The organism is Streptomyces sp. KR80 (assembly GCF_052245555.1).
GTDB lineage: Bacteria > Actinomycetota > Actinomycetes > Streptomycetales > Streptomycetaceae > Streptomyces.
Genome location: NZ_JBQQCD010000010.1, coordinates 1 through 11,778, shown reverse-complemented (window position 1 = coordinate 11,778; position 11,778 = coordinate 1). Strand labels below are relative to the sequence as shown.

Here is an 11,778-nt window from a genome sequence, read left to right as displayed (position 1 = left end):
GCGCGCTGAGCCGAGGGGCCGGATCCCGCAGCCGGAATTCCTACGGCCAGGCAATACGAACCGTCCGGGGGCGCTCCCGAGCAGGGGCGCCCCCGGACGTGCGTCTCATCCCGCCGCAGCGATCTGCGTGACGGCCGAGCGGGCCGCCTTCTGCAGCTCAACTTCCCGGCGCCGACGGCGGGCCAGCACGACCCGGCGCTCGGCCGCCGTCAGCCCGCCCCATACGCCGTACGGCTCAGGCTGCATCAGCGCGTGCTCCCTGCACTCGACCATGACCGGGCACCGGGAGCAGACCCGCTTGGCGGCCTCCTCACGGGACAGCCGCGCGGCTGTCGGCTCCTTCGAAGGTGCGAAGAACAGTCCCGCTTCGTCGCGGCGGCACACCGCCTCCGCGTGCCAGGGGCCCTCCTGATCCCGAGCGGGAGTGCGCTGCGGAGGCACGGCGGCGGCCTGCAGGGGCTGATGCGGCGGTTGCAGCACGGTCTACTCCTGACGACGGCATTCGCGAAAGAGTCACCCTTGCCCGTCTCCCCTGCACACGGCCGTTGCCACCCTCATGCCGTACGAGAAGACGATGCAGCAGCCCTACCCGCTGTGCGTGCGCCTATGCATACCGTGGCAGTTTGCTCGCGACTTACGCGCGATCACGGCCGTGGAGCCGGTCCGGGGCGGCCCCCGTCCCTCGGCCCCGGCGGGCGGCTACTGAGCCTTACCTCACAGCCGACGTGCCCCGACCGCGTTCTACGCTTGTGCCGCGCCGTCGACGATGCCGGTCGCCAGTCGTCTGCCGAGTGAGGAATGGCCCCCATGTCCCCTGCCCCCCGCCCGAACCATCCGGAGTTCGCCTACACGGATCTCCTGCCCCTGGGCGAGGACACCACGCCGTACCGCCTGGTGACCTCCGAGGGCGTGAGCACCTTCGAGGCCGACGGACGCACGTTCCTCAAGGTCGAGCCGGAGGCGCTGCGCAAGCTGGCAGCCGAGGCGATGCACGACATCTCGCACTACCTGCGGCCCGCCCACCTCGCCCAGTTGCGGCGCATCCTGGACGACCTCGAAGCCTCCCCCAACGACCGCTTCGTCGCCCTCGACCTGCTGAAGAACGCGAACATCGCGGCCGCGGGCGTCCTCCCCATGTGCCAGGACACCGGCACCGCGATCGTGATGGGCAAGCGCGGCCAGAACGTCCTGACGTCGGGCGGTGACGAGGAGGCGCTCTCGCGCGGCATCTACGACGCGTACACCGAGCTGAACCTGCGCTACTCGCAGATGGCCCCGCTGACCATGTGGGACGAGAAGAACACCGGCTCGAACCTGCCCGCGCAGATCGAGCTGTACGCGACCGACGGCGGCGCGTACAAGTTCCTCTTCATGGCCAAGGGCGGCGGCTCGGCCAACAAGTCCTTCCTCTACCAGGAGACGAAGGCCGTTCTGAACGAGGCCTCCATGATGAAGTTCCTGGAGGAGAAGATCCGTTCGCTGGGCACGGCCGCCTGCCCGCCGTACCACCTGGCGATCGTCGTGGGCGGCACGTCCGCCGAGTACGCGCTCAAGACCGCGAAGTACGCCTCGGCGCACTACCTCGACGCGCTGCCGGGCGAGGGCTCCCCGACCGGCCACGGCTTCCGTGACAAGGAGCTGGAGGAGAAGGTCTTCGAGCTGACGCAGCGGATCGGCATCGGTGCGCAGTTCGGCGGCAAGTACTTCTGCCACGACGTGCGCGTGGTGCGGCTGCCGCGACACGGCGCGTCCTGCCCGGTCGCCATCGCCGTCTCCTGCTCCGCCGACCGCCAGGCGGTCGCGAAGATCACGGCCGAGGGCGTCTTCCTGGAGCAGTTGGAGACCGACCCGGCGAAGTACCTGCCGGAGACCACGGACGAGCAGCTGACCGAGGGCGCCGGCGCCGATCTGGACGCGGTGCGCATCGACCTCAACCAGCCGATGGACGACATCCTGGCGGAGCTGACGAAGCACCCGGTCAAGACCCGGCTGTCGCTGACCGGCACGCTGGTCGTCGCCCGGGACATCGCGCACGCGAAGATCAAGGAGCGGCTGGACGCGGGCGAGGAGATGCCGGAGTACTTGAAGAACCACCCGGTGTACTACGCGGGCCCGGCCAAGACGCCCGAGGGCTACGCCTCCGGCTCGTTCGGCCCGACGACTGCGGGCCGGATGGACGCGTACGTCGAGCAGTTCCAGGCGGTGGGCGGCTCGAAGATCATGCTCGCCAAGGGCAACCGCTCCCAGCAGGTCACCAACGCCTGTGCCGCGCACGGCGGCTTCTACCTCGGCTCGATCGGCGGCCCGGCCGCGCGCCTCGCCCAGGACTGCATCAAGAAGGTGGAGGTGCTGGAGTACGAGGAGCTGGGCATGGAGGCGGTCTGGAAGATCGAGGTCGAGGACTTCCCGGCCTTCATCGTGGTCGACGACAAGGGCAACGACTTCTTCCAAGATCCGTCCCCCGCCCAGCCGTTCGTCCGGACCATCCCGGTCCGGCCGGGCAACTGAGCCGGGACGTCCGGGCGACGACTTCGCACCGGGCTGCGGTTGGGGCGCCCCGGGGGCACCCAGAGGTAGTCCCCTGGGCCCAACGGCCCGGTGCGGAACACGCTCCCCGCCCAAGGCGGCAGATTCTTCCTGCCGAGACGGCCGGGGATTCCTCCTGCCGCAACGGCGAGAGGCCCCACGGCGCGGACCGGCGGTGACCACCAGCCCGAGCCACTGGTCGGCGAACCCCCGCCAGAGGCTTCGGCCGGTGCGCCAGGCGCGCTTGGGGGCTCCAGTTTGATCGGCACCGCCGGACAGCACTCCCGCGGTTACTCGCCGCTGCCGCGGAGAACTCTTCCCGCCGCAGCGGCGGGAGATCTTTCCGCCGCAACGGCGAGAGGCCCCACGGCGCGGACCGGCGGTGACCACCAGCCCGAGCCACTGGTGGGCAACCCCCCGGAGGCGCTACGCGTGGTGCGCCAAGCGGGCGTGGGGGTCCGGCTCGCCGGTCACGGCGGGCGGGTCCGCGTGCACCAGGGCAGCGGTCAGCCGCGGCACGGCGTGCAGCAGAGCGTGCTCGGCCTCCACGGCGACCTGGTGGGCGGCCCTTATGCTCAGGTCGCCGTCGACGACGATCGCCACCTCGGCGCGCAGCCGGTGACCGATCCACCGCATCCGCAGCTCGCCGACCTCCGTTACGCCGGTCACCTCGCGGAGCGCGGCCGCGGCCGCGTCGACCAGCGCGGGGTCGACCGCGTCCATCAGGCGGCGGAAGACCTCCCGCGCCGCGTCCTTCAGCACCAGGGCGATGGCGGCGGTGATGAGCAGGCCGACGATCGGGTCCGCCAGTCGCCAGCCGAGCGCCGCCCCGCCTGCCCCGAGCAGGACGGCGAGTGAGGTGAAGCCGTCCGTTCGGGCGTGCAGCCCGTCGGCGACGAGTGCGGCAGAGCCGATCCGGCGGCCGGTCCGGATCCGGTAGCGGGCGACCCACTCGTTGCCGACGAAGCCGACGAGTGCCGCCGCGGCGACCGCCGGCAGGTGCGAGATCCGCTGCGGGTCGAGCAGCCGGTCGACCGCCGCCCACCCGGCCAGCGCCGCAGATGCCGCGATGGTCGCCACGATGGCGATCCCGGCCAGGTCCTCCGCTCTGCCGTATCCGTAGGTGAAGCGGCGGGTGGCGGCGCGCCTGCCCAGGATGAACGCGACGCCGAGTGGCACGGCGGTCAGCGCGTCGGCGGCGTTGTGGACGGTGTCGCCCAGCAGCGCGACCGACCCTGACAGGACCACCACCACCGCCTGAAACGTTGCGGTCACGGCCAGCACTCCGAGAGAGATCCACAGCGTCCGCATGCCCGCTGCTGAGGTTTCCAGGGCGGAGTCGATCTTGTCCACGGCCTCGTGGCGGTGCGGGGTGATCAGATGGGCTGCTCGGTGCCACAGCCGGGACCACCGGCCGGGACCGTCATGGGCCTGCTCGTGCCCGGGGGTGTGCTCGTGACGGGCGCATGAATGGCCGTGCTCGTGGCCGTACTGGTCGTCGCGCTGTCCGTAGCCGTGGGAGGGATGGGTCCTGTTGGGCTCGCTCACAGCGCGATTATGAACGGTTACGCTCCGGCTTTCACCTCTCACCTGCGCACTCGCCGCAGGTGCGGCTCAGCCTTACGACCCGCCTGCGCCGTACGGACGGCCCGCACAACATGCCCGCGCCACCCCGACGCGACAGCCGGGTCAGGCAGGACACGGAAGCCGCGTGCCTGCGCCGCCCCGGTTCTTCGGTCGTTGCTCGCGGTATGTACCGCCAAGTAAGGCGGACGGGAACACCGCGAACCGGGCACATGCTGTAGACCCCAGGAGGTACCTGACGATGACCGACGAAGGCAGCGAGAGCTACCGGATCGAGCGCGACTCGATGGGCGAGGTCCGGGTCCCGGCGCATGCGAAGTGGCGGGCGCAGACCCAGCGGGCGGTGCAGAACTTCCCCATCTCCGGGCAGCGTCTGGAGCGGACCCACATCGAGGCGCTGGCCCGTATCAAGGCAGCGGCGGCTAAGGTCAACGCCCGGCTGGGAGTGCTCGAGGAGGCCATGGCGGCCGCGATCCAGGAGGCCGCGGCCGAGGTCGCCGAAGGCCGCTGGGACGACCACTTCCCGGTGGATGTCTTCCAGACGGGTTCCGGCACGTCGTCCAACATGAACACGAACGAGGTCGTGGCGACGCTGGCGAGCGAGCGGCTCGGCACTCCCGTCCATCCGAACGACCATGTGAACGCCAGTCAGTCGTCGAACGACGTCTTCCCCTCCTCGATCCACATCGCCGCGACGTCGGCCGTGATCCGTGATCTGATCCCCGCACTCGAGCATCTGGCGACCGCTCTCGAGCGCAAATCCGCCGAGTTCGCCGAGGTCGTCAAGTCCGGCCGGACGCATCTGATGGACGCCACCCCGGTGACGCTGGGTCAGGAGTTTGGCGGCTATGCGGCGCAGATCCGGTACGGCGTCGAGCGCCTGCGGGCCGCTCTCCCCCGGCTCGCCGAACTCCCCCTCGGTGGCACGGCCGTGGGGACCGGCATCAACACCCCGCCCGGCTTCCCGGCCGCGGTCATCGCCGAACTGGCCCGCAGCACCGGGCTGCCGCTGACCGAAGCCCGCAACCACTTCGAGGCGCAGGGCGCCCGGGACGCGGTGGTGGAGACCTCGGGCCAGCTCAGGACCATCGCGGTCGGCCTCACCAAGATCTCGAACGATCTGCGCTGGATGGCCTCGGGCCCGCGCACCGGCCTCGCCGAGATCAATCTCCCCGACCTCCAGCCGGGTTCCTCGATCATGCCGGGCAAGGTGAACCCGGTGATCCCCGAAGCGGTGCTGATGGTCGCCGCCCAGGTCATCGGCAACGATGTGACGGTCACCACGGCGGGCGCGAGCGGCAACTTCGAACTCAATGTGATGCTGCCGGTGATGGGCAAGAACCTGCTGGAGTCGATCAGGCTGGTCGCGGCCGCCTCCCGCCTGCTGGCAGACCGTACGGTCGACGGCATCACGGCCAACGCGGACCGGGCGCGGCAGTACGCCGAGTCCTCGCCGTCCGTCGTCACCCCGCTCAACAAGTACCTCGGCTACGAGGAGGCGGCGAAGGTCGCCAAGAAGTCGCTGGCCGAGCGGAAGACGATCCGCGAGGTGGTCCTCGAGTCGGGCTACGTGGAGCGGGGCGATCTCACGCTCGAGCAACTGGACGAGGCGCTGGACGTCCTCCGTATGACGCGCCCGTAGTCCAGGCCACAGCGGAGCGCGGTGCTCGCCCCTAAGATCTGCTCATGACAGCGGAGACGACGAGCACTCGGGCAGGCGGTGAAGGCGACCGCGCAGAAGGCGGCTGGGCTCCGGGGGAGCACATCCTCTGGCGCTATCGGGGCAATGCGACCGACCGCTTCCACATCTGCCGCCCGGTCACCGTCGTCCAGGACTCGCCGGAGCTGCTCGCGGTGTGGATGGCGCCCGGCACACTGTGCGTCAAACCGGTGCTGAGCGACGGGACTCCGGTGCACCGCGAGCCGCTGGCCACCCGCTACACCAAGCCGCGCTCCGTCACCCTCTCGCGCTGGTTCGGCACCGGTGTGCTGAAGCTGGCCAGGCCCGGCGACCCCTGGTCGGTCTGGCTGTTCTGGGAACCGGGCTGGCGGTTCAAGAACTGGTACGTGAACCTGGAGGAGCCGCGGCACCGCTGGGCGCGCGGGGTGGACTCCGAGGACCACTTCCTGGACATCGCGGTGCATCCGGACCGCAGCTGGGAGTGGAAGGACGAGGACGAGTTCGGCCAGGCACAGCGCGCCGGGCTGATGAGTGCCCCTCAGGCCGAGTCCGTCCGGGCCGCGGGGCGGGCCGCCGTGGAACTCATCGAGGCCTGGGGCGCGCCCTTCCGCGACGGCTGGGAGGGCTGGCGGCCCGACCCCGCATGGCCGATTCCCGGGCTGCCCCCGGATTGGGACACCGCACCGGCCGCCCCACTGGCATCCTGAGCTCCGGCCCGGCGGCGGAGCCAGGTGAGGCGTGGGTGCAGGATTCGTGGGCAGAGGACCCTTGATGTGGACCTGTACACCAAACGTAGGATCGTCCTCCGGACCACAACACACTGCGAAAGTAGGCACAACTCCCGAACGATTAGGCAGAGTTACCTCACACTGGCACGGTTGACTGCAGGTCACCGTCACTGGAGGGCTGGAGGGTTGGAGTCTTGAGCGGAGAAGGCTACGACGGGTACGACCGCTTACAGATCGACCGGACCGGGCAGGCCGAGGCGTTCGACGCGATCGGCGAGCGTTACGACGAGGCGTTCCCGCACAAGGAAGGGCAGCTCGCCATCGGCCGCTGGCTGTCGCAGTCGCTCCCCGCGGGCTCGCGCATCCTCGACGTCGGCTGTGGTACGGGGATGCCGACCGCGGCACAGCTCGTCGAGGACGGGCACCAAGTCGTCGGTGTCGACTTCTCGCCCGGGATGGTCAAACTGGCCCGCGACCGGGTGCCGGGTGCGGAGTTCATCCAGCGGGACCTCGCGGATCTGGCCGTCGAAGGGCCGGAAGGACTGGGCCGGTTCGACGGTGTGGTGGCCTTCTTCTCGCTGCTGATGCTGCCGCGCGCGGAGATCCCGCACGCTTTGCGCACGCTGCACGGACTGCTGCGCCCTGACGGGCTGCTCGCGCTGTCGATGGTCGAAGCGGACGTCGACGACTTCGCGATTCCGTTCCTGGGCAGCACGATCCGGGTATCGGGCTACCTGCGGGACGAACTGCGCCAGGTCGTGAGCGATGCGGGCTTCGAGGTCACCGGGGAGGACTCGTACGCGTACGCCCCGGCCAGTACGGATGTGCCACCCGAGATCCAGCTCTTCCTCAACTGCCGACGAGGCGCCTGACCCCGCGCCCCCGGCGCGCAGCCCCGGACGGATGGAACCCTACGCGTGACGGAGTACCCGACCTCACACGGCGGCCGGCAGGCCGCCTCTTCTGCCGCGCCCGCAGCGGCTCAGCCCAAGCGGGCCCGCGAAGACACGCACGGCGCCGCGCAGGATCCGCGCCATGCGATCCAGCAGGCCGCGCCCGCCTCGCCCGGCCAGGACCCCACGGGCCGGCCCCGATCGGGCCGACGGCCCGTGGAACACGACGGGGCAGCCGGACGGCCCCGGTCGATGGCCGATGGCATCTCCGCCGCGACCGCGGCGGCCGACGGGCGCAACCGGGCCGGCGCGGCGACCGAGGCCCCGGCCGATGCCCCGGCCGATGCCCCGGCGGGGGCACCACACCCCGTTCAGCCGGAGAGCCGCGCCGCGCCCCGGCGGCCTCGGCCCAAGGGCGACGCCCGCGGCTCGGGCCCGGAGCACGGCACCGGTGCGGCCGTGGCCGACCACCGCGGCCGCCCCGCCGCCTCGGCGTCCCCCGCCGACCCCGCGTCGGGTGCGCCGCACCCGGACGAGCCGGAGCCCGACACCCCCTCGCGAGCCGAAGGACACGAGGGCCGTGCCGGAGGTACTGACGGGCGCAACGACGGCGGGGGGCGCACTTCCCCTGCCTGCGACGGGAGGACTCGCACCCCGCGTCGCCGCCAGGGAGAGGCAGCTGTGGGAGACGCCGAGCCAGGAGCGAACGCCGGCGCCGTAGGCGCTCCACCCGGCCAGCGAGAGGGCTCCGGCAGCGGGCCGAAGCGCCGCGAGGCGCACGACGAACCACGGACCTCGGACCGCAACGCCGCCACCGGAGCGGCCAGGCGCTCACGCTCGCCGGGCGGCTCCTCCGGCGCGGGCGCCGAGCACGGCGGGACGCCGTCGATCGGGCATCAGCGGACCGCACCCGACGCGCTGCGGGAGTCCGTCGCCGGCGGCGACGGCTCCGATCCGCTCGGCGAGACCCGCGGGGCGGAGGCCGCGGCGGCCTCCCGGGACGGGGACCGGCTGCGGTTCGTGGGGGCCGCCACGCGGCGGATCGCGCGCGGGATCGACCTCGACGAGATCGTGCTCGGGCTCTGCCGGGCCACCGTCCCCACCTTCGCCGACGTCATCCTCGTCTACCTCCGCGACCCGCTGCCCGTCGGTGACGAGCGGCCCGTCGGCCCGGTCGTCCTGCGGCTGCGCCGCACCGACCGGATCCCCGAAGAGCCGGACTCCGAGACGGGCAGCGGCGGCCGCATTCCGATGCTGCATCTGCAGCCCGACCTCGCGCAGGCCGCCGAGCTGGCCGAGGTGCGGCCGGGCGGTCCGCTCGCGGAGGTACTGCGGGGCGTACGGCCGGTGTTCGGCGACTCCGCGGCCGCCCGGGCGGCGCTCCCGGAGCTGCTGGGTCAGACGCATGCGGTGCCGGGCGGACAGCGGGCGGTCCTCGCCCCGCTGCGCGGCCGCCGCCGGGTGATCGGCGCAGCGGTCTTCTTCCGCGGCGTGGACCGGCCGGCCTTCGAGACCGACGACCTCCTCGTCGCGGCCCAACTCGCCACGCACACCGCGCTGGGCGTCGACAAGGCGGTGCTGTACGGCCGCGAGGCGTACATCGCCGACGCGCTGCAGCGCACCATGCTCCCGGAGACCCTGCCGCAGCCCACGGGCGTACGGCTGGCCAGCCGCTACTTGCCGGCCGCCGAGACCGCCCGGGTCGGCGGCGACTGGTACGACGCGATCCCGCTCCCGGGAAGCCGCGTCGCGCTGGTGGTCGGGGACGTCATGGGTCACTCGATGACCTCTGCCGCGATCATGGGCCAGCTGCGCACCACGGCCCAGACCCTCGCCGGGCTCGACCTGCCGCCGCAGGAGGTGCTGCACCACCTGGACGAGCAGGCCCAGCGGCTCGGCAGCGACCGGATGGCCACCTGCCTGTACGCGGTGTACGACCCGGTGGCGCACCGGATCGTGGTGGCCAACGCGGGCCACCCGCCGCCCGTACTGCTGCACCTGGGCGGGCGGGCCGAGGTGCTGCGGGTGCCGCCGGGCGCACCGATCGGCGTCGGCGGGGTCGACTTCGAGGCCGTGGAGCTGGACGCCCCGGCCGGGGCCACGCTGCTCCTCTACACCGACGGTCTTGTCGAGTCCCGGCTGCGCGACGTCTGGACCGGCATAGAGCAGCTGCGGGAGAAGCTGGTGGCGACGGCCCGGCTGACCGGCCTGGACCACCCGCCGCCGCTGGAGCCGCTGTGCGACGAGGTGCTCGACATCGTCGGCCCGGGCGACCGGGACGACGACATCGCGCTGCTCGCCGCCCGCTTCGACGGGATCGCGCCGAGCGATGTCGCGTACTGGTTCCTCGACCCCCATGAGCAGGCGCCGGGGAAGGCCCGCCGGCTGGCGCGGCGGGCGCTGGCCCGCTGGGATCTGGAGGAGTTGACCGACTCGGTCGAGCTGCTGATCAGCGAGGTGGTGACGAACGCGGTCCGGTACGCCGAGCGCCCGATCACGCTACGGCTGCTCCGTACGGACGTGCTCCGCTGCGAGGTGGGGGACGATGTGCCGCAGCTGCCCAGGCTGCGGCAGGCGCGGCCGTCGGACGAGGGTGGGCGCGGGCTGTACCTGGTCAACAAACTGACGCGGCGTTGGGGGGCGACCCGGCTGAGCACGGGCAAGGTGGTGTGGTTCGAGCTGGTCCCCCCTGCGGCCTCCACCCAGAGGTAGTTCCCCGCGTCCCGGGTGGCGCCCGCTGACGGCACTTCCCCGGGAGGAGAAGGGGCGACCGGCTCGGCGACCGAGTCTCCCAGGAGGTGGGCGGCGGCTGAACCGCCCTTCACTCATGGCCCCGTTGGTGCGCAGGACGTCGCGCACAACGGGGCCTCGTTGTGCCGCTGTCTTCTCCGTCAGGGTTTCGTAAGGGCTGGGGCCCTTTGGCTCGGTGTCAGGCCCGGCAACTATTGACGAGCACATGACGGAATGACCTGGTCGACACCCGTGGTTCGGTGTGCGCGGGCCATGGCCATTCCGGCTGGCAGCTGTCCCTGTACTGCCGCCGTCGGATCGTGCCGTCGGCTCCCCACGACCCAGGAGACATCATGCGACAACGGCTGTGCGAGCTCATCGGTACGTTCTTCCTCGTCCTGACCATCGGCACCACGGTGCTGGGGCAGGCGCCGCTGGCACCTCTCGCCATCGGCGGGGTCCTCATGGTGATGGTCTATGCGGGCGGTCATATATCCGGTGCCCACTACAACCCGGCCGTCACGCTGGCGGTGTTCATCCGCGGCCGGATCACCGCGGGGGACGCGGCGGGCTACCTTGGCGCACAGCTGCTGGGCGGGGCGCTCGGCGCACTGGGCGTCCGGTGGATCATTGATCCGGGCAAGATCACAGCGCTGTCCTTCTCCGGGCAGGAGCTCGGCGCGGCACTGCTGTCGGAGCTGCTCTTCACTCTCGCCCTGGCCTATGTGGTGCTCAACGTGGCCACCAGCAAGAGCCACCCGGACAACTCCTTCTACGGGCTGGCGATCGGCTTCACCGTCATGGCCGGAGCGACGGCGGTCGGTGGGATCTCGGGTGGGGCGTTCAATCCCGCCGTGGCGTTCGCAGGCGCGCTGATGGGCCTGTTCTCATGGTCGGCCATCTGGGTCCACCTGCTCGCCGAGCTCGCCGGCGCCGCCATCGCGGCAGCCGCGTTCCTCGCTCTCAACCCCGACGACCGTGGCACCGAACCGCTCCCGGAGGGAGCGGCGGACCCGGCCGCCGGGGAATCCGCCCTGCGTGCCGGCTAGGCGCGCGCAACCCAACCCCCCTCGGGCCCGCGGCCCGGGTTCTTCCCAGGAGGTTCCGTGCTCACTGTCGGCGATCACTTTCCGTCGTACGACCTCACCGCAGTCGTCTCCCGCGACCCGGAGAAGGCGTTCACCCAGATCACTCCCGCGACGCACGTCGGCCAATGGCGTGTGATCTTCTTCTGGCCGAAGGACTTCACCTTCGTCTGTCCGACCGAGATCGCCGCGTTCGGCCGCCTCAACGAGGACTTCGCCGACCGTGACGCGCAGGTGCTCGGCGTCTCGGTCGACTCCGAGTTCGTCCATCTGGCCTGGCGGGAGCAACACTCCGAGCTGCGCGATCTGTCCTTCCCCATGCTCTCGGACCTCCGTCGGGAGCTGGCCGGCGCCTGCGGCGTGCTCGGCGAGGACGGCGTGGCGCAGCGCGCGACCTTCATCGTCGACCCCGACAACGAGATCCAGTTCGTGATGGTGACCGCCGGTTCGGTCGGCCGCAACCCGCATGAGGTGCTGCGGGTGCTCGACGCGCTCCAGACCGACGAGCTGTGCCCGTGCAACTGGAAGAAGGGCGAGGCCACCCTCGACCC

The 11,778-nt window shown here is 71.6% G+C and carries 9 protein-coding genes; 7 read left to right on the top strand and 2 right to left on the bottom strand.

Annotated elements, in window-relative coordinates:
• Positions 1–105: 105 nt before the first annotated feature.
• Positions 106–480 (bottom strand): WhiB family transcriptional regulator, encoded by a 375-nt coding sequence (locus ACTWQI_RS16220; RefSeq protein ID WP_443271062.1) that lies wholly within the window; start codon positions 478–480, stop codon positions 106–108.
• 327 nt (positions 481–807) lie between these two features.
• On the opposite strand from ACTWQI_RS16220, the gene ACTWQI_RS16215 reads away from it, so the two are divergent.
• Positions 808–2,508: a fumarate hydratase gene (locus ACTWQI_RS16215; RefSeq protein WP_443271060.1), complete on the top strand. Its 1,701-nt coding sequence runs from the start codon at positions 808–810 to the stop codon at positions 2,506–2,508.
• A gap of 444 nt (positions 2,509–2,952) precedes the next feature.
• On the opposite strand, the gene ACTWQI_RS16210 is transcribed toward ACTWQI_RS16215, so the two are convergent.
• Complete coding sequence (locus tag ACTWQI_RS16210) at positions 2,953–4,074, bottom strand: cation diffusion facilitator family transporter (protein WP_443271059.1); 1,122 nt, start codon at positions 4,072–4,074, stop codon at positions 2,953–2,955.
• A gap of 277 nt (positions 4,075–4,351) precedes the next feature.
• Between ACTWQI_RS16210 and ACTWQI_RS16205 the strand changes: the two genes are divergently transcribed.
• From ACTWQI_RS16205 to ACTWQI_RS16180, 6 genes are all read left to right on the top strand, one after another.
• Positions 4,352–5,752, top strand: coding sequence for a class II fumarate hydratase (locus ACTWQI_RS16205; RefSeq protein ID WP_443271057.1), 1,401 nt, complete (start codon positions 4,352–4,354; stop codon positions 5,750–5,752).
• 44 nt (positions 5,753–5,796) lie between these two features.
• Entirely contained in the window at positions 5,797–6,498 is a 702-nt protein-coding gene (fomD, locus tag ACTWQI_RS16200; protein ID WP_443271055.1) for a cytidylyl-2-hydroxypropylphosphonate hydrolase, read from the top strand.
• A 215-nt stretch (positions 6,499–6,713) separates the two neighbouring features.
• Entirely contained in the window at positions 6,714–7,391 is a 678-nt protein-coding gene (locus ACTWQI_RS16195; RefSeq protein ID WP_443271054.1) for a class I SAM-dependent DNA methyltransferase, read from the top strand.
• A 480-nt stretch (positions 7,392–7,871) separates the two neighbouring features.
• On the top strand, positions 7,872–10,124 hold the full coding sequence (locus ACTWQI_RS16190; protein ID WP_443271332.1) for a SpoIIE family protein phosphatase: 2,253 nt from the start codon (positions 7,872–7,874) through the stop codon (positions 10,122–10,124).
• A gap of 371 nt (positions 10,125–10,495) precedes the next feature.
• Positions 10,496–11,191 (top strand): aquaporin, encoded by a 696-nt coding sequence (locus tag ACTWQI_RS16185; protein ID WP_443271053.1) that lies wholly within the window; start codon positions 10,496–10,498, stop codon positions 11,189–11,191.
• A gap of 57 nt (positions 11,192–11,248) precedes the next feature.
• Positions 11,249–11,778 (top strand): peroxiredoxin (locus ACTWQI_RS16180; protein WP_443271051.1); only part of this gene is annotated, 530 nt, incomplete at its 3' end.